The organism is uncultured Shewanella sp. (assembly GCF_947495455.1).
Lineage (GTDB): Bacteria > Pseudomonadota > Gammaproteobacteria > Enterobacterales > Shewanellaceae > Shewanella.
Genome location: NZ_CANLZC010000005.1, coordinates 38937 through 63566, shown reverse-complemented (window position 1 = coordinate 63566; position 24630 = coordinate 38937). Strand labels below are relative to the sequence as shown.

Below are 24630 nucleotides of genomic sequence, written 5' to 3'. Positions count from 1 at the left end.
TCATTGCAATGTAAATTCGGTGATTGACTCAATCAATTTAAGGCCTTATTTGTTAATTCAAATAGGGTCTTTTTTATTGGAGGGCGTTAACCTTATGGGATTTATTGCTTGCAGTAGGCTAAGGTTGTGAGTTCAACCTTCATGAAAATGAATTGCCTGCCGCAGGATAAGGCCGTGGATTCCCATCCATACAGGGGCTTGTACATATTAAGCTTCGCTTAATGGAAGGTCGTGAGTTCCCACTCACACTGGGGTAAGGAGGACTGCTCGTCCTTAACGATATCCTTATCTAAAGCCCAGTTCAGCATCCTTGCTTCTCGCTCAAAGAGGCTATTATTATGGCCTTCGCCCTCTAATAACCTCCATAACGCCCAACGAAATTACCTGCAATTAGATACGCGCTTCATGCTTACTCAAAAAATGATTAACACTTTCGATGCTATATCCCTATAGCCCGAAAGTTAAACTGACATTCCTGTCAGCTTTACATCATTTATTGAACGCATTTCAGCAATTTCGATGGGGATCCTTAGAAGTAAAAGCAGGATGATTGCTTTGAAGTGGTGTTTTGAGAGCTTTAGAGTACCTATGGTCAAGAAAGTGAAAACAGCAGAAGATTGAATGATGAGAGCACACGACGAAAAACATCAGGGACACGTACCGTTAGGGCGGCTTGTGGTCTATTTTTCGTGTATGAGGGGGGATTATTACAATGGGTATTGTGGAAAATATAGCACGCAGGTAAGTGTATAAATATTAATGAAATTTTTGGTGCTATACTTTATTGTCATAAGCTAATAAATCCAAATGTAAAACATACCTAAGCCAATATCTTGATGCATCATATTATAGATAAAGATAATCACAACAAAAGCACAAGGTACAAACAAAATATAACTAAATTTTGTTTGAACATACTTAATAGTGGCTATACCGATATACCAAGAAGCTGTAATCAGAAATATTCCATGAAACCAATTAAATGGATTTCTGAAATTAGCATGCGAAATAGCAGTAGTATTACCTATGCTTAGTATCAATGAAAATGCCAATAATGCGCATAATGTCTTTCTCGTCTTTTTTTCTGGTAAGGAAATCACACATCCAATTCCCATTGCGGCAATTGAAATCAGCAGTAAAATGCTTGAGAAGTTTTGCCAGTGCTCATAGATCAAAGTAGCATCCTTGACTTATAACGCCTCATTCACCGGTTTGTTCGGTGTAATGCGTTGTTAGCTTTTTTTAATGTTTCGTCATCGCGAATTGCTGTTACCGCTTTACTAAATTTTACGGCATGATCCATGGCTTCTTTTGCCAAATCTGCACCTGTTGCGATACTCTTTAAATGATTTGATATTCGGGATTGCAAAATGTTGAGAAGAATTTGAACAGACCATTTCTCATTTTGAAACTGCTGAAACTCCACATCTGACAACACTGCACTCAATATCCTTACAACACCATCATCATTTCTCCAATCGTATTCTGGAGCATTTCCTGAGCAGCACTTATTCAAGTAAAAACAAAGTCGAGCTACGGTTCCAGTGTATGTGCTAAACAACTGGTAAGTTATGTCATCCATAAATGGTCTAAAGATATCTAACTCTTTAGGCATAGCATCACTAATAACACTGAGATCTGTACTTTTATCAAAACCAGTAAATTTAGGATTGCTATGGAATTCGCCATACTCTTCTTTGACAAGAATATCTAGCCAAATTATTTCAGGCGGAGATTTCTCGCGAAATTCAACAAAGCTCTTCCATATCTCACCAATTGCCTGCACTCGTTTTTCTGCATAGAGTTTCTTGGTTTCTAAATATGTCGCGTTAGTTAATGACAGTGAACTATGAAAATTTTGGTTAGCAGCTCTTATCAATTCAAGTTCTTGCGAATACTTTAATTTATCTTTTTCTAAAATTCTACTTGCCCATACTTTTCCAAGCCATGTGCTTAAACTCAAAATAATTAAGGCTGAACCACCTACCGCACCTAGGGCGGCAGTAATTATTTTCAAGGGGTCTTCCCAAGTCATACTTGCTCCCTAATAGCTAATCTTTGTATAGTATGTATGCGGGGTTATTATGTCAGATTTATAAAAATGTACATAGTTAACACCCTGTATTAAATGTAATTAACGTGACTTTGGTCAAATATACCATTTGTAAAAACATACATGCACATTGATTAAACCTATTACCACTTTTTAATGCTGACTAAATTTTTGTTAAGTAGGTGCTTTTTGTTTAACCAATGGCTAAGCGCGCACCATTTTGCCTTAAAAAAAGGGGGGGGGACGAGTAATACGGTCAATATAAACAGCAATCAGGGCCTGAAATCGATATGCAATCAGAGTAAGCTCTGTTAAGGCAAGTTCAATGAATACAAGTTATGGTAAACGCTTGTCAGCATCTCTATAAACGGCTTCTCTTTCACGTTTACCAATGGAGACGACAAACACTGTAATTTTTTCATCTTGTACTTGGTAAATAAGTCGATAACCTGCTGTTCTCAATTTTATTTTGTAACAATCAGGCAGCTCACGCAGTCGATTAACCTCAACTCTAGGGTTGACTAAAATCTCAGCTAATTTCTTTTTAAACTGCAGCTTTACTGTATCACCCAGTTTATTCCATTCTTTTAATGCTCTTTTATCAAACTCCAGCTCATAGGTCATCAAGTGAAACCTTTACAGCTTGAGGGTGTTTTAATCTCTCTCTTGCGGTTTCGATTAACTCTGCATCCTCATCGTTGAGTAATACTTGTTTAAAAGGGAGTTTGCCATTTTGAACAACATACTCCAATGTTTGGCGTAAAAAATCTGAAGGTGTAACACCTAATTTCTCTAATGCTGCATATGACTGTGTTTTTAGCTCATTATCAATGCGAATATTGATGGTTCCCATAATTATTACCACGTATATACAAATGTAATTACATGATAATCGCTTTTATCTGATGTAGCAAGGTACATGAAACCTCTGTCAGGTAATTTCGATGCACAGAAATTAAGGTGTGCTCACTCATCCCATTGCTGTTTTATGGGGTTGACTATGGTGTTTTTTTCTATGGTAAAAGTCCCATTTTGTTGAGCGATGGCCATTCCGGTTTCCACAATGGCGTTTTGAATAAAAGTGCCCGCGGTATTGGCATCATTATTGATGAAAGTTAGCTGGTGAAAGGCGGTTTTTTGCCCCCAATCATCTGAAGGGAGTGAGATGAATCTAATGGTATAGGTTTGATCGGTAAACGAGCCACTCAGGACATATAAACCGTAATGATCTTCCCCTTGGGAGAGAATTTTGTAAACGCCGTTATCGTAGTAAAAGATTTTAGCATCGGGAAAGGGCTTTTTATCATACATTTTTCGATAATGTAAGGTTTGCAAATAGGTGGGCTTGCCAAAAGTCGTAGTGAGCATATGTTTATCTGCTTGAGTGGTCGTGGCTTGAGTGGCTGTGGATTGAGTGGTAGTCGGTTGAGTGGTCGTGGGTTGAGTGGTCATGGCTTGAGTGGTCGTGGGTTGAGTGGTCGTGGGTTGAGTGGTCATGGGTTGAGTGGTTATGGGTTGAGTGGTAGTAGGTTGAGTGGTAGTCGGTTGAGTGTTTGCAGCTGAAATGGGGAGAGTTAATCCTGCTATTAACATTGTGATCAATAATGCCAATAGGACAATTGGAGGAGACAATGTTTTGGAGTGTGTGTGTTGATGGACAAGAGTCATTATCAATTAAATATGTTATTGCACATGATGAGATTATAGCTGATTTATTGCTTCTGATTTTTTCTTTTGATTCCCTCTTTTGAGTTAAGCTTTATGATATAAACCCTGTTCTTGTTGTTTTAGTTTTGTGAGTCTCAAATATGTTAAAGGTCTATGTGGGTTGATTGTTTTTCCAACATTAGCGATGGAAAATATTTTGCCAATGGCAAACACTTTACCACCGACTTTTCATCCATGGGAATTTCGCCATTGCATGGTATAAGTGATGGTGGGTCATTGAGCACAAAAATAATGGCATTTATTATGGATCATGATGTCGCTCTTTAAGTGTCGATTTTATTGACTCCTTTTACAGGGGGATTTATTGATGTTTGATCCTTTTTTTAGGCCCTATGCCGAGCATTAACCTGAGCGTTGAATTAGTATAATTTAATCCCAAAACATCCTCTTTTGGTTGTTGAGTATAATCAGTGTATGTGCCAAATAATCGATCCCAAAAAGAAAACATAAATCCATAATTTGAATCTGAAAAGTGCCGTTTTTTGCTATGGTGCACAAAATGCATCTGAGGTGTAACCAGTATATATACCAATTTACTTTCAAATGGAAAAGTCACATTGCTATGCAGCCAATGCTGATTAGCTAGAAATAAAATAAGAATGACTAGACTTGTCCAAGAGTCAAATTGCGCGGGGAATAAAATAACGGTGATAAGGAGAGGTAATCCCATCATCATTACATGCATTGGTGAAGCCCGCATTCCACCTAGCCACCAAATATGTTTTTGTGAGTGATGAAAAGCATGTATGTGCCATAACCATTGTTGATGCATGATCCTATGCGCCCAGTAAGCCAATAAATCAATCAGTAGTAGATGGATCACGAGTAACGTACCTGTGGATAACGGAGTGGTATACTGATACCAAGCTTGCATGAAGGGGAGCTCTGATACCCATAAAATGGGACTGGCCATTAGCATAAAGAAGCCAGTATTAATAAGATAAACATAAATACATCCCATTAAGTCTAATGTTTTTTCTCCATTTTTTACTTGTTCTCTAAAGGGTTTTACTATTGAGGCGAGTTGGAATAGTAACCCTAAAGCCACAAACAAAATATATTCTTTAAGCATAGAAGACTCACAGGAAAGGTAATGCAATTAGATGATTACTTATATTCTTTGTATTTTAAGGTAATACAGATGTATTTACTTTATCTAGCTAAGATTATGACTTATTAATAAAAACATTTTCCTTAAATGCAGATAAATGTTTTTTATATCCCATGAAATATTATTGATATCGATAAGCTGTCGACAATATATAGGCTTTAACTTGACTTAGGTTGATAAAAAGCCTACATTGTCGACAATTATTGTATTTTTACCTTGTCTATTCACCATGGCATTTTTGTTTGAACATACCGAAGAACAAGCTATTACTTCAGCAGATAAAACCTTTTTTCAGTTAAGAACTGATATTGTAGAAGGTGTTATCGCATCTGGTGCTAAATTAAGTGAAGCTGAATTGTCGACAAAATATGAGGTGAGTCGTGCGCTTGTTCGTGAAGCCATTAATCGCTTAGCCTCGTGTCATTTAGTCGAACGAAAAGCCAATGTGGGCGCGCGCGTCGTGAGTTTAACGAAAGAAGGCTTGATTGAGTTGTATCAAGTTCGTGAGTCTCTAGAGGGCATGGCGGCGCGTTTGGCGGCCAGAAATATGTCTGATGAAGAAATTGCTGATCTTAATAGATTATTGAAAACCCACTTTGATGAAGTCCGTTTGAGCGAGTCTTATTATCAAGAAGCCGGTGATGTGGATTTTCATTATCGGATCATCTTAGGCAGTAAAAACCATCATCTCATAACCTTATTGTTAAATGGTATTTATCACTTAGTGCGTATGTATCGTGTGCAGCTGGGCATGAGTGGCCCGAGAGTAACAAGGGCATTTGAGGAACATAAACATATAGTGCAAGCCATTGCCAATCGAGACGAAGAATTGGCTGAAATGCTGATGAGACGACATATTTTATATTCAAAAAACAATATACAGAGCAAGCTTGAAACACAGCAGGGAGAGAAAAGATGAGTGCAGGTAAGAAGTTTCGTCAAGCATTAGCAGACAATCATCCTTTACAAGTGGTGGGAACCATTAATGCCTATTCGGCTATAATGGCGAAAAAAATTGGACATCAAGCCATTTACTTGTCTGGTGGTGGTGTGGCCAATGCTTCTTATGGTTTACCTGATCTAGGTATGACGTCACTCAATGATGTGCTTGTTGATGTACAGCGTATTACCTCTGCCTGTGATTTACCTTTGCTCGTTGATATTGATACGGGTTGGGGCGGCGCGTTTAATATTGCTAAAACCATACGCGATATGGAAAAAGCAGGCGCTGCTGCTGTGCATATGGAAGATCAAGTCGCTCAAAAGCGTTGTGGGCACAGGCCGAATAAAGAAATAGTGTCTACTGAAGAAATGGTTGATCGCATTAAAGCCGCCGTCGATGCACGCACTGATCCTGATTTTTTCATTATGGCCCGTACGGATTCCTTTGCACAAGAAGGGTTAGAAGCGGCAATAGAACGTGCCAAGGCTTATGTGGCGGCGGGCGCAGACGGTATTTTTGCCGAGGCGGTGAAAACTGAGGCCCATTACCGTGCGTTTTCAGAAGCATTAAGCGTGCCTATTTTGGCCAATATTACGGAATTTGGACAGACTGAGCTTTGGAATAAAGCGCAACTAGGGGAATGGGGCGCATCCATAGTGCTTTATCCACTCAGTGCTTTTAGAGCCATGAACAAGGCTGCAGAGCAAGTGTACGGGGCTATATTAGCCGATGGCGATCAAAACGCTGTGGTGGACTCTATGCAAACGCGAATGGAGCTCTATGATTATTTGGGTTATCACGATTATGAGCAAAAACTAGACAATTTGTTTGCCGAAGGGAAAAATCTCTAATAAGCTAGATCTCCCTTATTGAAGGGCGATTTACTGAGTGGAAGCTATCAGTATCCAAGAATGAGTTACAGCATACCAATGAAAGGAATTTAGTGATGGTAGATAAGAAATTAGCGGGCGCAGGCCTTCGTGGTCAAAGTGCAGGTGAAACGGCGTTATGTACAGTGGGTAAGTCAGGCTCAGGTCTGACTTATCGAGGTTACGATATTTCAGATCTTGCTGATAATGCTACTTTTGAAGAAGTGGCATATTTACTGTTTAATGGTGAGTTACCGAATGAATCTCAGTTAGATGCCTATAAAGCTGAATTGTTTTCATTACGGGATCTTCCTCAAGCCTTAAAGGAAGTGCTAAAAGGTATTCCAGCTGATTCTCATCCTATGGATGTGATGCGAACCGGGTGCTCTTTTTTAGGTAACTTAGAGCCTGAATTGGATTTTAATGCACAAAAGCAAGCGGCGAACCGTTTGTTGGCGGCCTTTCCCGCTATCATGTGCTATTGGTATCGCTTTTCTCATGACAATGTTGAGATTGATTGCGTTACTAATGAAGAGTCGTTAGCAGGGCATTTTTTACATTTATTAAAAGGTAAGGCGCCATCAGCGCAGCATCGCCGCGTCATGGATGTGTCACTCATTTTATATGCAGAGCACGAATTTAACGCATCGACTTTTACCGCTCGTGTTTGTGCATCGACCTTGTCTGACATGTTCTCTTGCATTACAGGCGCTATTGGCACTTTGCGTGGTCCACTTCATGGCGGCGCTAATGAAGCGGCCATGGATATGATCCAGGCCTTTAAATCACCTGAAGATGCCAAGATACAAATGGCAGGCATGCTTGAGCGTAAAGAAAAAATCATGGGTTTTGGCCATGCGATTTACCGTACGTCAGATCCTCGCAATGTGATCATCAAGTCTTGGTCTGAAAAACTGGCAAAAGAGTTTGGTGACAGCTCACTGTATGACATTTCTGTCGCTTGCGAAGAATTCATGTGGGACAGCAAACAGCTCTTTTGTAATGCTGATTTTTTCCATGCATCTGCTTATCACTTTATGGGCATTCCGACTAAGCTCTTTACGCCTATTTTTGTGTGCTCACGTTTAACGGGCTGGGCATCACATGTGATGGAGCAACGTTCAAACAACCGTATTATCAGACCTAGCGCCGATTATATCGGTGAAGCGCCACGTAAAGTCATGCCGATCAGCGAAAGATGAATCGTGACGATGAGGGCAGCATTGGCTGCCTTTTTTATTGTGTTAATGACATTAAAATCATTTTTAGTGTGAGTTTTATAACTAGATTATCCGTATAACTTGTTTCGTTAACAGGATTTATTATCAGGATCTGTTAATGGAATAAAGCGGGTAATGTAGCGATGTACATGGAATTAAGTTATGAATACCCTTTATCGCAAACCATTACCGGGCACTTCTGTCGATTATTTTGATACCCAAGCCGCTGTTGATGCTATCAGTCCGGGAGCTTATAAAAAACTCCCTTATAGTTCACGTGTTTACGCCGAGAATCTGGTTCGCCGTTGTCCTCCTGAAACATTAACGGCCTGTTTAAGCCAGATCATTGAGCGTAAACGAGACTTAGACTTTCCTTGGTATCCGGCTCGCGTGGTGTGCCATGATATTTTGGGCCAAACGGCCTTAGTGGATTTGGCAGGCCTTAGGGATGCCATTGCCGATAAAGGGGGGGATCCTTCAAAAGTCAATCCTGTGGTGCCGACACAGTTAATTGTGGATCATTCTTTAGCTGTTGAGCATGCGGGGTTTGATACCGATGCATTTGAAAAAAACCGCGCCATTGAAGATAGGCGAAATGAAGACAGATTTCATTTTATTAATTGGACTAAAACCGCCTTTAAAAATATCGATGTGATCCAGCCGGGTAATGGGATCATGCATCAAATTAACTTAGAGAAAATGTCCCCTGTGGTGCAATCCCGCGATGGCGTCGCATTCCCTGATACTCTGGTGGGCACAGATAGTCATACTCCTCATGTGGATGCCTTAGGTGTGATAGCCATTGGTGTGGGAGGATTAGAAGCAGAAAGTGTCATGTTGGGTCGTCCATCTTACATGCGTTTACCCAATATTGTTGGTGTGGAGTTGGTCGGGCAGCGCCAAAGTGGCATAACAGCGACAGATATTGTGCTGGCCATTACTGAATTTCTTCGCAATGAAAAAGTCGTATCGACTTATTTAGAGTTTTTTGGCGAAGGGGCTCGCGCATTGACATTAGGCGATCGCGCGACGATTTCAAACATGACGCCTGAATTTGGCGCCACAGCAGCCATGTTTTATATCGATGAGAAAACCATAGATTATTTAAAACTGACAGGACGAAGTGAAGAGCAAGTTAAGTTAGTCGAAACTTACGCTAAGCAAAGTGGATTGTGGAGTGACAGTTTAAAAGAGGTGGAATATGAGCGGGTGCTGAAATTTGATTTATCGTCGGTGGGCCGTAATATTGCAGGGCCATCGAACCCTCATCGCCGTGTATCCACAAGGGATTTAGCCGTCAAAGGCATTAGTGGCACAGTGGAAAAGGAAGCGGGCTTAATGCCCGATGGTGCTTGCATCATTGCCGCGATTACCAGCTGTACGAATACTTCTAATCCACGTAATGTGATTGCGGCAGGTTTATTGGCTCGTAATGCCAATGCTAAAGGCTTAATGCGTAAGCCTTGGGTGAAAACCTCCCTTGCACCGGGTTCAAAAGCGGTGCAATTATACCTTGAAGAAGCCAAGTTATTACCTGAGCTGGAGCAACTTGGATTTGGGATTGTGGGCTTTGCCTGCACTACCTGTAATGGCATGAGTGGAGCGCTTGATCCGCTTATTCAACAAGAAGTGATCGACCGAGATCTCTATGCCACGGCGGTATTGTCAGGTAATCGCAATTTTGATGGTCGTATCCACCCTTATGCTAAGCAAGCCTTTTTAGCTTCACCGCCATTAGTCGTGGCCTATGCGATTGCGGGAACCATACGTTTTGATATTGAGCAAGATGTATTGGGCCAAGATCGTGAAGGTCAAGATGTTAGACTAAAAGATATTTGGCCCAGCGATGAAGAAATCGATGCTGTGGTCAATGCCAGTGTTAAGCCTGAACAATTTCGTCAAGTGTACGAGCCTATGTTCGACATTAAGGTCGAATACGGTAAAGATAATGATCCTCAGTATGATTGGCGACCTCAAAGTACCTATATTCGCCGTCCCCCTTATTGGGAAGGGGCGTTAGCGGGTGAGCGTACCATGAAAGGCATGCGGCCCTTGGCCGTATTGGGCGATAATATCACTACAGATCATTTATCCCCTTCTAATGCCATTATGCTTGACAGTGCCGCGGGCGCTTATTTACATAAAATGGGACTGCCAGAAGCCGATTTTAATTCTTACGCCACCCATAGAGGCGATCATTTAACGGCGCAGAGGGCTACTTTTGCTAATCCCAAGCTGTTTAATGAAATGGTGACGCAAATTGGCAAAGAGGGGCAAGTGGAAGTTAAGCAAGGCTCTTTGACTCGCATCGAACCTGAAGGGGTGGAGTCTCGCATGTGGGAAGCCATTGAGACTTACATGGAGCGTAAACAACCTTTAATTATTATCGCCGGTGCGGATTATGGTCAAGGCTCATCACGAGACTGGGCAGCGAAAGGAGTGCGTTTGGCTGGGGTTGAAGTGATTGTTGCTGAAGGCTTTGAGCGCATTCATCGCACTAATTTAGTGGGAATGGGAGTGCTGCCCCTTGAATTTATGCAGGGCGACAATCGTCATACCTATGCAATAGATGGCACTGAAACTTATGATGTTGTTGGCGATCGTAGGCCGGGTGCCGATTTAACCTTGATTATTCATCGTAAAACGGGTGAGCGCGTCGACGTCCCTGTTACTTGCAGACTCGATACCGCAGAAGAAGTGTCTATTTATGAGGCGGGTGGTGTACTGCAACGTTTTGCGCAGGATTTCTTAGAAAAAGGAGCGGCATAATGAAAATTTCTCATGTTTTTGCGCCTCAAATAAGAGTTCCAGCGACTTATATGCGTGGTGGTACCAGTAAAGGTGTGTTTTTTAATCTCGAGGATTTACCTGCTGCGGCGCAAGTGGCTGGCCTCGAAAGAGATGCTTTTTTATTACGAGTAATAGGTAGTCCAGATCCTTACGGCAAACAAACTGATGGTATGGGCGGGGCCACATCGAGCACCAGCAAAATAGTTATTTTATCTAAAAGTTTTCAGGCGGATCACGATGTGGATTACTTGTTTGGCCAAGTGGCAATTGATAAGCCTTTTGTGGATTGGAGTGGCAATTGTGGCAATTTATCGGCGGCTGTCGGCGCGTTTGCTATTCATTCTGGCTTAGTCGATAAAACGCACGTGCCCGATAACGGCATTGCTGTGGTGCGTATTTGGCAGAAAAATATCGGTAAAACTATTATTGCTCATGTGCCTATGAGTAACGGTGACGTTCAAGAAATTGGCGATTTTGAGCTCGATGGTGTTACGTTTCCGGCAGCCGAAGTGATGGTTGAATTTATGTCACCGGCCGATGATGAAGGGGCCATGTTTCCGACGGGGAATCTTGTCGATGAACTCAGTGTACCGCAACATATTGTGGCCAGCGGACAGCTTAAGGCTACGTTAATTAATGCGGGTATTCCAACGGTTTTCATCAAGGCGAAAGACATTGGTTATCAAGGCATTGAGCTTCAGGAGGCCATTAATGGCTCACCTCAAGCCTTGGCTATGTTTGAAACAATTCGTGCTTATGGTGCGGTTAAAATGGGGCTTATTTCTCATGTTGATGACGCCGCTTTACGAGCCCATACTCCGAAAGTGGCGATGGTGAGTGAAGCGAAAGACTATGTTTCATCCAGCGGTAAATCAATCACTAAAGATATGATTGATTTGAACGTCCGTGCCTTGTCTATGGGAAAACTACATCATGCCATGATGGGTACGGCAGCTGTGGCGATTGGTGCGGCAGCTGCAATACCTGGCACTTTAGTGTATCAAGCAGCGGGTGGTGACAAGCGGAATAATGCAGCGAGCAATGTTTGTTTTGGTCACCCTTCCGGCACCCTTAAAGTTGGGGCGCAGGCAAGTGAAGTCGATGGGCAATGGCAAGTGACGAAAGCCATTATGAGCCGCAGTGCGCGTGTGCTGATGGAAGGTTGGGTACGAGTGCCAAGGGATTCATTTTAATGAATAGTATTTTATTTTAAATCGTATATCAGTGAATGTTCACTGTTTTATAAGAGCGTAAATATACTTAGTGAAGTTTTATGCTCTTTTTTTTGCTTAAAATGATTGATGGATGTGAGTATATCTTTAAGTAATAATGCGTTAGTAGCGGCAATAAAATCGTATATACCATCAGGTTGAATGACTTGATGGCAGAGGCTTTCACTCATTTTGTTGACTATGTGGCCGCCTGCATACTTTAGAATAGGGTAGGCGAGTAGATTATATAAATCAGATACTTTTCGTGCTTCAATCATGAAATCAGCGGCATTTCGAGCCAGTTCGCACAATTCCATATTACTATTTTCTATGGCGCGAATATCACGGCATTGTAGAAATATCGGATAGCTAAATAATAGCTGTTCTTCAGCTTTGGAATAGCCGAGTCTGAGATAACCGCAGGCCGCAGAAAGTTGAGTTTTTCCCTCACATTGGATGACTTGAGTACTTTCTAATAATGATGAATAAAAATAGCTTTTTTTATTTTCAGTAAAGTAATAATCGCCAGAATGAAAGCCTTCTACATAAGCGAAACATAAATGGTCAAAGGTGGGATTATCTAAATGTTCGCTGATGGCTAATGCAATACAAGGATCGCCGATCCCTCTGTCCCAATTCAGTGAGCCATCAAGGGGATCAATATAAATAATAAAATCTGGATTATCTTTTTTGGGGAATTGAAATCCCTCCATGAATATTTGGCAAGGATAAGATTCTAGGCGTTGCTTGATGATATTAAAAGCAATGTTGTCGGCATGATGTGTTGATTTAGTATCGGCTTCATTTTGAGCGTGAACAGAGAAACCTTGTTTATGTTTTAAATCTTTGAGTAGCGCGGCTTTTACATCGGTGGCTATGTGTTTTGCTAATGATAAGTAATTCATAAATCCTCTTGTTGAATTTAATATCCTGAAGCTTGGCCGTCTTTGCGGCTTTCAGAAGCACCAAAATAGACCTGTTTTTTATCATTCCATGCGATGGCTTGATAACCGCCAAATTCACCGCTCAAATCTTGTATGTCATGTCCCCTGTCAATTAAACCTTGCATGACACTGGCACTGAATCCGCTTTCTAAACTAATGTAGCCTCCTTGTGTCATTTTCTTACCAGTCGGTTGACTTGTGCCAGCATGTAAGAAGCGAGGAGCATCACCTGCTTCTTGTAAGTTCATTTTAAAATCAATGAGATTCATAAGAATTTGAACTTGCATTTGTGGTTGAACGGGACCGCCCATCACACCAAAGCTAAGCCAAGGTTTGTCGTTTTGAGTCACAAAAGCGGGAATAATGGTGTTAAATGGCCGTTTATTAGGTTGGTACACATTATGATCTTGTGGGTGTAGGCTAAACAGCTGTCCTCTATTTTGCAGCACAAAACCTAAGTTTGTTGGGGTCATGCCTGAGCCCATACCTCGGTAGTTACTCTGAATTAAGGATACCATATTGCCTTGTTTGTCGGCGGTGGTAAGATAGACAGTATCTCCATGATTTAATGCACTTAAATTTTGTCCAATATGATGTGATCCACTCATGCCTGATCCCACTTGCAGGTTTGCTTTATAATGGATGAGAGCATTGCGCTTTTGAGCATAATCTTTAGACAGCAGCGTCTTGATGGGAATGTGATTAAAGTCAGGATCGCAATAGAATTTTGCTCTGTCTTCATAGACGAGTTTTATGGTTTCAATGACAGTGTGAATGAGTGCTTCACTGCCAAACCCCATGCGTGAGATATCATGTTGTTCAAGCATGTTAAGTATTTGCAGTACAGCAATCCCTTGCCCGTTTGGTGGGAGTTCCCATACATCAAAGCCGCGATAGTGCGTGGAAATCGGCGTCACCCATTCTGATTTGTGTTGACTGAGATCCTCTTCATTTAAAAAGCCTCCATTGTCTTTCATATAGCGAGAAATCGTCTTGGCAATATCCCCTTTGTAGAAGCCATTTCTGCCATACTTTGCAATGTGTTTTAGAGTATTCGCCAAATGTGGATTTTTAAAAAGCGTTCCTTTAGTGGGGGTCATGCCGTTAGGCATATAGGTTTGGGCAAAATTTGGAAAGCCTTGTAAATGTTTGGCGCTTAGTGCCATTTCAATGCTGATGGTTTCAGTCATTGGAAACCCCTGCTCAGCATAATCAATGGTTGGCTGAAATAGTGTGGCCATGGAAAGTGAGCCAAATTTTTGGTGCATTTCGTACCAAGCATCAACCGTGCCTGGTGTGGAGACACTTAGAGGGCCAAAAGCGGGAATAGCGGTTAATTTCTGCTGCGAAAAATAGTTTAAAGGTAATGATATGGGTGAGCGTCCTGAGCCATTGAGTCCGAAAAGTTGTTGTGATTGTGCATCCCAGATAATGGCAAATAAGTCTCCACCGATCCCACTTCCTGTGGGTTCAACCAGCCCAAGCAATGCATTGGCGGCAATGGCCGCATCAATAGCATTCCCGCCTTGTTTTAGTATGTCGATTGCAACTTGTGTTGCTAAAGGCTGAGATGTAGCGGCCATGCCGTGCTGGGCAATAATCTCAGAACGTGTCGTAAAAGGTTGCCCTGTGAGTCTATCAGCCATTCTTTATTCTCCGTTTCTTGAAGCTAATTTGAATGAGCTTTGAAAGGAAGCCTATGAATTCTTAAGTTGCTTTTGTATCGAAGAGTGATCTTTTGTCGGTTTGTTTTGTGTCAATATGTGGGAGTGATATTGCTGCATAGAGGAGGTAGTAGGCTTGATGGCGGCATTGACAACGGCGAGATTCAATAGTAATGAGAATAGAAGCACACCTAGCCAACTCATAGCGAGTGTTTTACTTAAATCGCTATACCCTTTTTGCAGTGTGAACCAAGAAAAAATAACAGGAAATAGAAAAATGGCTAAGGCAAGTGCAGGTGTCATTGTCTTATTTGGAGGGAGCGTTTGACTGGTTTGTTGAGTTCTGGGAGAAAGGCAATGAGGGCATAGATTTAATGAGGCATGATAATGTTTTTGGCAATGGTGGCAAGTTGGCATGAGCATCATCCTTGAGCGTTAGACCATGATTGAAAGGCTTTTGCTCCCTTATAGTTGTGAAAAAGAAGTATTAATAGCCTTGTTACCTATTATTTTAGACGAGATTGAAGCAATGAGCCGGATTGATGCGTGTTTGCATAGACGCTAAGTAAATCTAAGTTTTTGGCGATAGCGTATTGGGTTTCTTGAATAAACATTATTTTTAATTTTTTTATTTCGTTAACGTGTTCTTGAGTGATGATTAATCCATTGGAGCGCCGATAAGCTAATTGAGCAAGGTATTTGGCCCCTTGATGTTGTTTTTCTTGAATACGCAGTGAGTCATCTTTTTCCATAAAAGGATAAGCTTGCTTATAAATGTGTTGATATTGGGCGTAGATCTTAATGACATGAATATAATCAATATTTCTTGTTAAAATTTGTATATTCATCGAGTCAAGGTAGAGGTCATGTAGCTGTTGATATTGTTGATAGGCGCTGATGTTGGCTCGATTATTCAGGCACTTTGTCATAATGAACCGAACTCGTTTGTTCAATTTATTGCTTAAAGAAATGTGATAAAGGATAAGCAGCCCTAAACTTACGATAATGCTTGTCATACAAGATGAAATAATAATGAGCTCAGTGGCATTAAAAGGTAGGTAAAATTCATCCTGCATTTGAGATCCTCTATTTATGTTTCAGTATTTCCCTTTGTGTCATCTTTGTTGCCATGGATATTTGGTGATAATGGCGTGATTGATGACTTGTTTTTAACCTGTATTTGAGCATGCTTGCAATAGACTAAAGCGACATAAATGTTAAATTATGTCGTGAAATGCGTTTATTTTTGTGTTGTGTAATTTTTGTTGGATTTAACAGTAAAAATAACGACGGGGCTAATGAGATGAATGAATGGTACATTATTCGCTACGTATGAATAAGCAGTGACATAGCGAATTGATTGACTGTTTATTCTTGTTTTTGTTGATCAATATTCCTTATACAATATTTCATCAAGGGGGTGAGCAGTAAGGTGACTGCTGCACCGATGAAAGCTATTTATATAATATCGGCTGAAAATTTGTTGTTAAGTTTAAGCGCTGGCTAGATAAGCCTTTGCTGCTTTAGAGGTAATAGAGTCATTCTATGGAGTATGTTGTTCAAAAAAATCTAGGATACTATTGAGGGCCAAGTTTCTTGGGGTGTCTTTTTCCATTAACACCTCATGCTTTGCATCAGGAATGGAAATGAGCTGGCTTTGTCGACTCGGTGAATGAGCACTGATTTTAGTTAATATTCCTGCTGCTCGATTTTGAGAACGATTATCGACTACAGTGTCTCTTCCTGCTTGAATGATTAACAAAGGAGCAGGGGGCGTTTGTGCTGCTAAAACGGCTTCTTCTGCGGCATCAATCGCTTCAATTAACCAATGGTTAGTTGGAGAGCCAAGTTGTATTTGGGGGGCTTCTTGATAACACTGTAAAGTCGCTTCATATCGTTCTTGACTGTAAGTGAGCTGATTTTTATTAAAGGGTCCCGCTTTATAATCTTTTCCGCCTAAGATATAGTTTGGCTCTCGTCTTTTGCTGCAGTTATCTAATTTTTCCGCTAACCAACGAATGAATGGACGACTGATGGGTAACTTGATACCGTACATGGGAGCGACAAAAGCGGCTGCATTGAAAGTTTTGGGCTTTTGTTGCATATAAAGCGTTCCAATGGTACTGCCCATAGAGTGCCCAAGTAGAAATAATGCATTATGTTGTTGAGTTAAAACGACTTTATCAATGAAGATGCTAAAGTCATCAATATAAGTCGAAAACTTATCAATATGTCCTTGGTGTGGATTTAAGGTTATACGACTGGATAATCCTTGTCCTCGATGATCCATGGCATAAACACTGTATCCTTGTTGATATAAATCAAATATCAATTCTTTATATTTTAAATATGATTCGATTCTGCCATTACTTATCACGATAGCTTGTGTGGTATCGGGGTTTTTGATGAAGCAGTAGGCGATATGCAGTTTATTAGCAGTTAATAAGCTTGACTGAGTCACTTGCTTCCAAAATGTTTGTAATTCTTGGCGATTGATTTGGGTGGCTGAAGAAAATGTTCTCACATGATCTGCACTGGGCTCAGCTTCGGGGTTGCTAGGCGCAATTCTGGGCATGATGAATAAGGTAATTGAGTATGCTTGGTGCAGTGTAACAAATATCTATATGACTTGTATTCATTAAATTAACTCGAATGGCTTATTAAGCTTGAGCAGTGAAAGGACAAAGGACTCAGGTATTTTGTGGCAAGACCAATTTTTCCCTGTCTGTTTGAGCTGTGAGGAGGACGGTGACGCGATAAGTTAGATTGATATTTTGTGGCAAGACAAGTTTTTCCCTGCCTATTTGAGCCGTGAGGAGGACGGTGACGCGATAAGTTAGATTGGTATTTTGTGGTAAGACAAGTTTTTCCCTGTCTATTTAAGGAAGACAGGGTTGTGATAAGATTGATATTAGAGTGATTGTCTTTGTTGCTCTGCTTGAATAAAGTCTTGTATGTTTTGCTCCAATATAGTCATTGGTACTGAACCGTTAGCGAGAATGGCATCATGAAAACGGCGTAAATTAAATTGAGTGCCCAGTGCGTTTTCAGCTTGTTGGCGTAGTTTTTTAATGGTGAGCTCGCCTATTTTATACGACAGCGCTTGACCTGGCCAAGTAATATAGCGGTCTATTTCTGTGGTTACATTGTGCAATGACAGTGCGGTATTGTTTGCCATAAAATCGATGGCTTGCTGCCGACTCCAATTTTTTGCATGTATTCCTGTATCGACAACGAGTCGAGCGGCTCTCCACATTTCATAAGTCAGTCGACCAAAATTACTATAAGGGTTTTCATAAAAGCCAGCTTCTAATCCTAAGTATTCAGCGTACAGTCCCCAGCCTTCTCCAAATGCAGAAATATAACTATAGCGACGAAAGTTAGGGAGTTGGGTCAATGATTGGTTGAGAGAAATCTGTAGGTGATGACCGGGTACCGCTTCGTGTAATGTTAATGCTTCCAGCTCATACAACGGGCGCTTGTTGAGGGCATAAGTGTTGACCCAATAATAACTAGGCTCATTGTCACTCTTGCTACCTGAATATCGACCTGTTGTGTATTTGGGAGCGATTTCTGCTGGAACAGGTGCGATACCATATGGCGTTGAAGGTAACTGGGTGAAGTATTGTGGCAATATCGCATCGGCTTTTTTGGCAATGAAAGCCGCTTCTTTTAATAATTGCTCGGCGCTGGTGGCATAAAACTGGGGATCGTTACGCAAAAAATGTAAAAAATCAGCAAAGCTGCCTTTAAAAGCAAGATTATCAATAACGGTTTGCATTTCTGTGCGAATACGTTTGACTTCTTTTAATCCTAAGGTGTGTACTTCATCGGCGCTGATATCACGTGTTGTATAGTAACGGACTCTATTTTCGTAAAACGCCTGGCCATTGGGAAGCTCTGTGGCAGCAAGGTTGACACGGGCTTTGGGAATATATTCCTGTGTCATGAAGTGATAAAAGGCTTGATATGCAGGGATCACATTTTGCTGAATAAGTTGCCTTCCTTCTCGCTTGAACGCGATTTTTTGTGCTTCAGTGAAATGCTGAGGAAAGGTATTAAATGGCTTGAAATATCCGCTTTCATTTATTGGAACAATAAAGGCGCTGATACTGTTTTCAAATCCTTTGAGCGTAATTTGGGGTAAGGTTATGCCTTCTTTGAGCCCTTGTTGTAACCAGAAGGTTTGTTGTTGAAAATAATGGGGGATCTTTTTGAGTTGTAGAATATAGCTTTGATAGTCTTGCACTTTGGTAAAGCGCCGATGGCTAATGCGGGCAATATCGGTGTGAAACCCGCCTTCTGGGGTTAAAGGCAGGTAATGCATTTTAAAATGATAACGATCGATATCATCTTGTAGTTGATTGGCAAGGATTTTTTTGTTGATTTGTTGAGGTCTTGACAGTGCACTGTCGGGGATCTGAGTCAGTTGATCGAGTAAAACTTGCTGTTGCTGATTGCGTGTTAACAGTGAATGAGGGGAAAGATCGGGAAGCTGCCCGGTGGTGGTACCACTTAATTCGTCGGCGAGTTCAGGATCGTTTTGCAGGGTTAAGTACCAGGCTTGCTCTATAATTTTATTGAGTGCGATATTTGCAGTGCTTTGCTTATTTATAGTAGCAAAAGCATCTGTTTGTAATGGATTTAATTGACAAGCACTTAAACTGATAATAAAGAGGGTTGTCAGTAATAATCGGTGCATCTTACTTGCTCAAATGTATTTTTATTGTTCGGCTATTATGCGGAATATCAAATGTAAATTATATTCGCTTATTTCACTTTTAATGTTAATTGGTTAAAAAGATCTCGAGAAAGCCATAAACACGAGTGTAAGCCGTGATATCATTGCGCGCAGCTCAATACCAATTTAAAAGACGTTTGGTTGAGTGGTAGACATAGGGGTTAAAAATGATCGATACATCTATTCCACTGGTGGATCTCCACCGACACTTAGACGGTAATGTTAGAGTGGAGACAATCTGGGACTTGGGACACCAGCATAATATCGCCTTACCGGCGAATTCATTGGACGAATTAGCACCATTTGTGCAAATACAAGGTAAAGAAAACGATTTAGTCGCTTTTTTAAGAAAGTTAGACTGGATGGTCGCCGTTTTAGCCGATTTGGACGCTGTTAAACGTGTTGCCTATGAAAATGTTGCCGATGCAGCGTTATCGGGGTTGGATTATACCGAACTGCGTTTTAGCCCTTATTATATGGCATTAACTCATAAATTACCCCTTGAAGGTGTAATTGAAGCACTGATTGATGGTGTGAAAGCTGGCGTGAAAGAGCATCAAGTGAAAGTGAATTTAATCGGTATTATGTCACGTTCATATGGTCAAGAGGCTTGTCAGCAAGAATTAGATGCATTATTGACGCAGAAACAGCATTTGGTGGCAATGGATATCGCGGGTGATGAATTAGGTTTTCCTGGCGATTTATTTACAGCTCATTTTAAAAAAGCACGTGATGCGGGTTTAGCGATTACGGCTCATGCGGGTGAAGCCGCGGGCTCTGAGAGTATTTGGCAAGCCATAGAATCATTAGGCGCTACGCGTATCGGTCACGGTGTAAATGCCATTGAAGATGCTAAGCTTATGGATTATTTAGCGAAGAATAAAATAGGCATTGAATCTTGCCCAACGAGTAATTTACATACTTCAACTGTGGCGAATTACCAAGTTCATCCATTGCGCAAATTTATGGATTCGGGTGTATTAGTTGGATTAAATACAGATGATCCTGGTGTGAGTGCTATCGATATTAAACATGAATATCAAGTGGTTCATCAAGAAATGGGTTTTAGCGCAGCTGAGTTGGCTCAATTACAACGCAATGGTGTTGAAATGGCTTTCTTATCTGATAGTGAGCGTAACGCCTTATACCAGTTAAAAACTAAATAGAAATGTGAGTTTTTGATGAACAAGGAAAACCGGCTTGAGCCGGTTTTTTGCTTTGAAGTAATGAGCTAAATGACCCTTGAAAATTGCTGTTGCCTAGCTTGTTGACGCATATAGATATCAAAACACATGCAAATATTACGAATTAATAAACGTCCTGTGGGCAATACTGTAATGGCTTCTGTTGATATTTGAATGAGCTTATCATCGATAAAAGGCTGTAATAAGGTCAAATCGATTTTAAAATAGTCTTGAAAATCGATATTAAATTCATTTTCTATATTCTGAATATTAAGAGAAAAATGACAAATGAGTTGTTTAATCACTTGGCGTCGAATGATGTCATCTTGGTTTAACTCATAACCTTTCCATAACGCATGCTCATGTGAATCGATAGCTTGATAATACTGTTTGATGTCTTTTTGGTTCTGCGCATAACATTGACCAATTTGGCTAATAGAAGACACCCCTAATCCTAGCAAGTCACACTCTGCTTGGGTTGTATAGCCTTGAAAATTTCGATGTAATTTTCCTTGGTTTTGTAACTTAGCAAGCGGATCAGAAGGTTTGGCAAAGTGATCCATACCAATATATTGATATCCCGCTTGTGTTAATTGCTCAATAGTTTGCTTTAGCATAGTGAGTTTTTGAATGGCGCTAGGTAGATCCTTATCATATATTTTACGCTGTGCAGCGAATCGTGAAGGTAAATGGGCGTAGTTGAATACGGATAATCTATCAGGATTGAGTTCGATCACTCTTTTTATTGTTTTGGAGAAGCTGTCAGCGGTTTGATGAGGAAGGCCATAAATGAGATCCACATTGGTCGAGATAAAGCCCATTCTCTTTGCTGTATTTATCAGATCGAAGATAAAGTCTTCATCTTGCTCACGGTTTACTGCTTGCTGCACTTTCTTATTAAAATCTTGAACACCAATGGATAGTCGATTAAAGCCCACTTTTTTTAGAGTATGTAGAATGGATAACTCAATTTCACGTGGATCGACTTCAATCGAAAACTCCCCCTTAGTGGCAATATTAAAGTGTTCTCTGAGTAAAGCATATAAGGATTCGATTTGGCTTGGGGTTAAAAAGGTGGGTGTCCCCCCTCCTAAATGTATTTGTGTGACTTGATAATTTGAAAATAAAGGGGCGCGTTTGATAATTTCATTTTTTAGGTAAGCTAAATATTGATCCGCTTTATGCTGGTGACGGGTAATGATTTTATTACAGCCGCAGTAGTAGCAAAGTTTGGCGCAAAAAGGGATATGAATATATAAAGATAAGCTGTTACTGCTGCTTTTGGCTATTGCATTGAGTAGATGTGATTCATTGAATGTGTCATTGAATTCAAGCGCTGTTGGATAGGAGGTATAACGAGGCCCACTGTGATTGTATTTTTCGATCATGGATTGATCCCAGCGCATAAAGCATACTCTTAACGTCGATAAATGTAAGTCGAGTATGCCTGCATAGCGACAATCAGATCTTGATCTAGATTATGAAAATGGCCTTTAATGTCTTATTTGGCTGTAGAATATCGAGTTAGCCTTGATATTGAGTTAAGTGTTTAGCCTCATTTAAGATTGCTACTGTTAATTTTGATTCTGATCGCATACGCAGATAATCTAATTGCATGCGTTGTTGCTTAGGTAATGACTTTCTTTGCTCTTTAATGGGATGCTCTTTGATTACATTGTAATGTTCAAAGAGTGAAGGGTAGTCAGGTGTGGCTTGCTCTGTGAGCCCTAAAATCTCGAATAATTTAGCGATTCTAATAACACCTTCCGATACTTCACAACGATCTTCAAGCATGGCTTGCGCAATATAGCGAATATCGTCGAGTAATTTATTTAATCGCTCTTTTGCTATTATTTCTTGCTCTTTTTTGGCTTGTATGGCCTGTTGTTTTTGCCGTTTAACTTGAAGTAATAAGTGAATGGCATAGGCGGATAATGCCGTAATGATGAGTAAAGCTAAGATAATAAAAACGGTGTACATTGAATGTTCTCACTCAGTGTAAAGTATGGACATCGACTGATGTATTTTGGAAGTATATAAGCGTGCCGACATGCTGAATGTCGGCATATTCTATTGCTTAATAACGTGACTTAAACTTAATCTTTTTGCTGATATTCTCTAAGTAAATCGGCACCAGATTCAAATTGGTCAAATAAATCGTCATCGGTCGATGTGGCTTTGGGGGCTGGCATTTCTTCTTCGTCAGTAATGCCGAGTTTGTCCATGAGTTTTTCAATTTTAGTTAATTGTTTATTAAGCCAATCTTGATCGTCAGCGGTTAAATTTTTCCCTTCTTCTAGCATATCCAATAAGCTATTTAATCTAGGATCTTCTTCTAATTTTAACAATGCATCTTCATCACTCAGCTTAGGTGATTTGACTTTTTTAGGAGTTGGTTTTTCGGTTTTCAATCCGAGTGGTACTGGTTTTTTACTACCATGACGAGGATCGTTATTCTTTTGGGACTTACCGCTGGCATGGGCTTGTATTATGCTTTCATTGTGCCGACTACCGGATTTATTGCCTGAATCTTGCTTTTTTCCCGAAAGAACACGTTCTTGTTTTTTGGTTCTTGCTTTTAATTGCGGAGGATTTTGATTGCTTTTACGTGTTTTTTTACTGCGGGACATAGCTTTATCTCGATAACTGAAAAGACTGGGTGATAGATTGACCTATTGAAGTGCGCCATAACCCAAGTTAGATCGCGCTTTATACCAGATCTTGATGTTTTTTGCATCACAATGTGAGCATTTGCTGCAAATAATAGCTTAAAAATGTTTATTTGACTAAAGCTATTTTGAAGGATTGCGGGTATAAAGCCATAAAAAAAGGCGACAGAAGTGCTGTCGCCTTATAAAAGAGTGTCAATTGACACTTAATTTCGATTCCAAGTATCCGTGCTTGCTATGCAACTTCCCGGTCGGTATCCGTCTTTTTTGAGCCTGCTTTCCTTGCATTTTTTATTGTTATTAGTCATCTCTGACATTTATTACTTTTCCATTATCATCCTGATTATCGCTTCCATAGATGAGCATCTTGCTCAGTCAGTATCCTTTTCGCCTATCTATGACGCCTAAGTAACCATCCATATCAGTAAAATTTAATTCAGAATAACAAGTTACCATTTTTATTATCCTTACGGCTCATAAAGAGTGTAGGTTATGATTTGTGTTAGACTGATAGGTAAAGTTAAATGCTAAAGTGCCAATTGGGTGCCTACCCAGTGCTTTACCGTAAGAGTTTGACCAGAACTTCAAAGCGAAGTTTTTTCATCTGGGATGAATGGTCTTAATTTATAATTATTATTATCGACTTTCTTTATTCTTATATCTTAAATGTAATATACCGACATCTGAAAGTTGTTTTTAAATATTTTTTTACTAACAGTTGGGTTTGTCTCGGTATGTAGAGTATTAAACCTAAATCTAATATTCATGTCAATAAATAATCTTGCTCAGTTTACGTTAAGGTAAGATATTGAAGAAAGAAAAAGGCAGCCAAGCTGCCTTTTGTTAAATTTAACTTTCTTTTGTTAAATTTACTTAAGGTCTGAAATATATTGAGATAACGCTTCAATATCGGTATCGTTTAGCTTCTGTGATGTTGCTTGCATCATGCCATTGAGGTCGTTGTTACGATTTGTATCTTTGAATTTGTTTAATTGAATTTTGATATAATTGGCGTGTTGACCGCCAATCATTGGGAATCCTGCGAGTCCCATCCCTTTACCGCTAGGACCGTGACAGGCGATACAGGCTGGGATCCCGCGAGTTGCATCTCCCACTTTATATAAGGTTTCACCGAGTTCTGGCACATTATTCACGTCAATAGGTTGTTGTGTTTGGCTGGCATAAAAAGCGGATAAATCTTTAATATCTTGATCGCTTAAACTAATGCTCATTCCGCCCATAATGGGATCGACTCGACCTTCTTTACCGCCTGTTTTCATTGCACTTCGAAAATCAGTTAATTGTTTTTCTAAATAGGTGGCATGTTGCCCTGCAATTTTTGGGTACATGTCTATCATGCTATTGCCGTCAACACCGTGGCAAGCAGAACAAACAATGGCTTTCGTTTTTCCGGCTTCGGCATTGCCTTCAGCTATGGCAGGAGAAGAGATAGTGGCTACTGCAGACAGCACAATTGCTAACTTTTTCATGGCGTTCCAACTT

The 24630-nt window shown here is 40.4% G+C and carries 22 protein-coding genes; 6 read left to right on the top strand and 16 right to left on the bottom strand.

Going from position 1 to position 24630, the window contains the following annotated elements; translation table 11 throughout:
• Positions 1–794: 794 nt before the first annotated feature.
• The 6 genes from Q0791_RS02880 to Q0791_RS02855 form a co-directional block, all read right to left on the bottom strand.
• A complete protein-coding gene (locus Q0791_RS02880) occupies positions 795–1175 on the bottom strand; it encodes a hypothetical protein (protein ID WP_299002529.1) in 381 nt (126 codons plus the stop codon).
• A 29-nt stretch (positions 1176–1204) separates the two neighbouring features.
• Complete coding sequence (locus Q0791_RS02875) at positions 1205–2035, bottom strand: hypothetical protein (RefSeq protein ID WP_299002527.1); 831 nt, start codon at positions 2033–2035, stop codon at positions 1205–1207.
• A 354-nt stretch (positions 2036–2389) separates the two neighbouring features.
• Positions 2390–2677 (bottom strand): type II toxin-antitoxin system RelE/ParE family toxin, encoded by a 288-nt coding sequence (locus tag Q0791_RS02870; RefSeq protein ID WP_299002526.1) that lies wholly within the window; start codon positions 2675–2677, stop codon positions 2390–2392.
• Positions 2667–2906, bottom strand: coding sequence for a type II toxin-antitoxin system RelB/DinJ family antitoxin (locus Q0791_RS02865; protein WP_299002524.1), 240 nt, complete (start codon positions 2904–2906; stop codon positions 2667–2669). Before Q0791_RS02865 ends, Q0791_RS02870 begins: the two co-directional genes overlap by 11 nt.
• Before the next feature lie 113 nt (positions 2907–3019).
• Positions 3020–3646, bottom strand: coding sequence for a hypothetical protein (locus Q0791_RS02860; RefSeq protein WP_299002522.1), 627 nt, complete (start codon positions 3644–3646; stop codon positions 3020–3022).
• A 436-nt stretch (positions 3647–4082) separates the two neighbouring features.
• The gene (locus tag Q0791_RS02855; RefSeq protein WP_299002519.1) at positions 4083–4853 is read right to left on the bottom strand and encodes a sterol desaturase family protein; all 771 of its coding nucleotides are present in this window, start codon (positions 4851–4853) and stop codon (positions 4083–4085) included.
• Positions 4854–5121: 268 nt separating this feature from the next.
• On the opposite strand from Q0791_RS02855, the gene Q0791_RS02850 reads away from it, so the two are divergent.
• The 5 genes from Q0791_RS02850 to prpF all read left to right on the top strand — a co-directional run bounded on the left by Q0791_RS02850 (position 5122) and on the right by prpF (position 11907).
• Entirely contained in the window at positions 5122–5811 is a 690-nt protein-coding gene (locus tag Q0791_RS02850; protein WP_299002576.1) for a GntR family transcriptional regulator, read from the top strand.
• Positions 5808–6686 carry a methylisocitrate lyase gene (gene prpB, locus Q0791_RS02845; protein WP_299002517.1) on the top strand — a complete coding sequence of 293 codons (879 nt, stop codon included), beginning with the start codon at positions 5808–5810 and terminating at the stop codon, positions 6684–6686. The genes Q0791_RS02850 and prpB overlap by 4 nt, the downstream gene beginning before the upstream one ends.
• A gap of 95 nt (positions 6687–6781) precedes the next feature.
• A complete protein-coding gene (prpC, locus tag Q0791_RS02840) occupies positions 6782–7906 on the top strand; it encodes a 2-methylcitrate synthase (protein WP_299002515.1) in 1125 nt (374 codons plus the stop codon).
• Positions 7907–8086: 180 nt separating this feature from the next.
• Entirely contained in the window at positions 8087–10693 is a 2607-nt protein-coding gene (gene acnD, locus Q0791_RS02835; protein ID WP_299002514.1) for a Fe/S-dependent 2-methylisocitrate dehydratase AcnD, read from the top strand.
• Positions 10693–11907 carry a 2-methylaconitate cis-trans isomerase PrpF gene (gene prpF, locus Q0791_RS02830; protein WP_299002512.1) on the top strand — a complete coding sequence of 405 codons (1215 nt, stop codon included), beginning with the start codon at positions 10693–10695 and terminating at the stop codon, positions 11905–11907. The genes acnD and prpF overlap by 1 nt, the downstream gene beginning before the upstream one ends.
• A gap of 47 nt (positions 11908–11954) precedes the next feature.
• On the opposite strand, the gene Q0791_RS02825 is transcribed toward prpF, so the two are convergent.
• The 6 genes from Q0791_RS02825 to Q0791_RS02800 all read right to left on the bottom strand — a co-directional run bounded on the left by Q0791_RS02825 (position 11955) and on the right by Q0791_RS02800 (position 19235).
• The gene (locus Q0791_RS02825) at positions 11955–12830 is read right to left on the bottom strand and encodes an inositol monophosphatase family protein (protein WP_299002510.1); all 876 of its coding nucleotides are present in this window, start codon (positions 12828–12830) and stop codon (positions 11955–11957) included.
• A 17-nt stretch (positions 12831–12847) separates the two neighbouring features.
• Positions 12848–14515, bottom strand: coding sequence for a gamma-glutamyltransferase (gene ggt, locus Q0791_RS02820; RefSeq protein ID WP_299002509.1), 1668 nt, complete (start codon positions 14513–14515; stop codon positions 12848–12850).
• A gap of 51 nt (positions 14516–14566) precedes the next feature.
• Positions 14567–14950, bottom strand: coding sequence for a hypothetical protein (locus Q0791_RS02815; protein WP_299002508.1), 384 nt, complete (start codon positions 14948–14950; stop codon positions 14567–14569).
• An 89-nt stretch (positions 14951–15039) separates the two neighbouring features.
• Positions 15040–15609 carry a hypothetical protein gene (locus Q0791_RS02810; protein WP_299002506.1) on the bottom strand — a complete coding sequence of 190 codons (570 nt, stop codon included), beginning with the start codon at positions 15607–15609 and terminating at the stop codon, positions 15040–15042.
• Positions 15610–16076: 467 nt separating this feature from the next.
• A complete protein-coding gene (locus Q0791_RS02805; RefSeq protein ID WP_299002505.1) occupies positions 16077–17108 on the bottom strand; it encodes an alpha/beta fold hydrolase in 1032 nt (343 codons plus the stop codon).
• 336 nt (positions 17109–17444) lie between these two features.
• Positions 17445–19235 carry a DUF885 family protein gene (locus Q0791_RS02800; protein WP_299002504.1) on the bottom strand — a complete coding sequence of 597 codons (1791 nt, stop codon included), beginning with the start codon at positions 19233–19235 and terminating at the stop codon, positions 17445–17447.
• 206 nt (positions 19236–19441) lie between these two features.
• Between Q0791_RS02800 and add the strand changes: the two genes are divergently transcribed.
• Positions 19442–20440, top strand: a complete 999-nt coding sequence (gene add, locus Q0791_RS02795; protein WP_299002502.1) for an adenosine deaminase — start codon at positions 19442–19444, stop codon at positions 20438–20440.
• 65 nt (positions 20441–20505) lie between these two features.
• Here the strand turns inward: add and hemN are convergent, their stop codons facing one another.
• The 4 genes from hemN to Q0791_RS02775 form a co-directional block, all read right to left on the bottom strand.
• The gene (gene hemN / locus Q0791_RS02790; RefSeq protein WP_299002500.1) at positions 20506–21864 is read right to left on the bottom strand and encodes an oxygen-independent coproporphyrinogen III oxidase; all 1359 of its coding nucleotides are present in this window, start codon (positions 21862–21864) and stop codon (positions 20506–20508) included.
• A gap of 118 nt (positions 21865–21982) precedes the next feature.
• Positions 21983–22438, bottom strand: coding sequence for a DUF2489 domain-containing protein (locus tag Q0791_RS02785; protein WP_299002498.1), 456 nt, complete (start codon positions 22436–22438; stop codon positions 21983–21985).
• Between the two features lie 116 nt (positions 22439–22554).
• Positions 22555–23088, bottom strand: a complete 534-nt coding sequence (gene yihI, locus Q0791_RS02780) for a Der GTPase-activating protein YihI (protein ID WP_299002496.1) — start codon at positions 23086–23088, stop codon at positions 22555–22557.
• Between the two features lie 908 nt (positions 23089–23996).
• Positions 23997–24617: a c-type cytochrome gene (locus Q0791_RS02775; protein ID WP_299002493.1), complete on the bottom strand. Its 621-nt coding sequence runs from the start codon at positions 24615–24617 to the stop codon at positions 23997–23999.
• Between the last annotated feature and the right edge of the window lie 13 nt (positions 24618–24630).

Excerpts from the sequence above, each read along its gene's own strand:
- Q0791_RS02875 (WP_299002527.1), bottom strand. The coding sequence starts at position 2,035 with ATGACTTGGGAAGACCCCTTGAAAATAATTACTGCCGCCCTAGGTGCG.
- Q0791_RS02870 (WP_299002526.1), bottom strand. The coding sequence starts at position 2,677 with ATGACCTATGAGCTGGAGTTTGATAAAAGAGCATTAAAAGAATGGAAT.
- Q0791_RS02865 (WP_299002524.1), bottom strand. The coding sequence starts at position 2,906 with ATGGGAACCATCAATATTCGCATTGATAATGAGCTAAAAACACAGTCA.
- Q0791_RS02860 (WP_299002522.1), bottom strand. The coding sequence starts at position 3,646 with ATGTTAATAGCAGGATTAACTCTCCCCATTTCAGCTGCAAACACTCAA.
- Q0791_RS02855 (WP_299002519.1), bottom strand. The coding sequence starts at position 4,853 with ATGCTTAAAGAATATATTTTGTTTGTGGCTTTAGGGTTACTATTCCAA.
- Q0791_RS02850 (WP_299002576.1), top strand. The coding sequence starts at position 5,122 with ATGGCATTTTTGTTTGAACATACCGAAGAACAAGCTATTACTTCAGCA.
- prpB (WP_299002517.1), top strand. The coding sequence starts at position 5,808 with ATGAGTGCAGGTAAGAAGTTTCGTCAAGCATTAGCAGACAATCATCCT.
- prpC (WP_299002515.1), top strand. The coding sequence starts at position 6,782 with ATGGTAGATAAGAAATTAGCGGGCGCAGGCCTTCGTGGTCAAAGTGCA.
- acnD (WP_299002514.1), top strand. The coding sequence starts at position 8,087 with ATGAATACCCTTTATCGCAAACCATTACCGGGCACTTCTGTCGATTAT.
- prpF (WP_299002512.1), top strand. The coding sequence starts at position 10,693 with ATGAAAATTTCTCATGTTTTTGCGCCTCAAATAAGAGTTCCAGCGACT.
- Q0791_RS02825 (WP_299002510.1), bottom strand. The coding sequence starts at position 12,830 with ATGAATTACTTATCATTAGCAAAACACATAGCCACCGATGTAAAAGCC.
- ggt (WP_299002509.1), bottom strand. The coding sequence starts at position 14,515 with ATGGCTGATAGACTCACAGGGCAACCTTTTACGACACGTTCTGAGATT.
- Q0791_RS02815 (WP_299002508.1), bottom strand. The coding sequence starts at position 14,950 with ATGCCAACTTGCCACCATTGCCAAAAACATTATCATGCCTCATTAAAT.
- Q0791_RS02810 (WP_299002506.1), bottom strand. The coding sequence starts at position 15,609 with ATGCAGGATGAATTTTACCTACCTTTTAATGCCACTGAGCTCATTATT.
- Q0791_RS02805 (WP_299002505.1), bottom strand. The coding sequence starts at position 17,108 with ATGCCCAGAATTGCGCCTAGCAACCCCGAAGCTGAGCCCAGTGCAGAT.
- Q0791_RS02800 (WP_299002504.1), bottom strand. The coding sequence starts at position 19,235 with ATGCACCGATTATTACTGACAACCCTCTTTATTATCAGTTTAAGTGCT.
- add (WP_299002502.1), top strand. The coding sequence starts at position 19,442 with ATGATCGATACATCTATTCCACTGGTGGATCTCCACCGACACTTAGAC.
- hemN (WP_299002500.1), bottom strand. The coding sequence starts at position 21,864 with ATGCGCTGGGATCAATCCATGATCGAAAAATACAATCACAGTGGGCCT.
- Q0791_RS02785 (WP_299002498.1), bottom strand. The coding sequence starts at position 22,438 with ATGTACACCGTTTTTATTATCTTAGCTTTACTCATCATTACGGCATTA.
- yihI (WP_299002496.1), bottom strand. The coding sequence starts at position 23,088 with ATGTCCCGCAGTAAAAAAACACGTAAAAGCAATCAAAATCCTCCGCAA.
- Q0791_RS02775 (WP_299002493.1), bottom strand. The coding sequence starts at position 24,617 with ATGAAAAAGTTAGCAATTGTGCTGTCTGCAGTAGCCACTATCTCTTCT.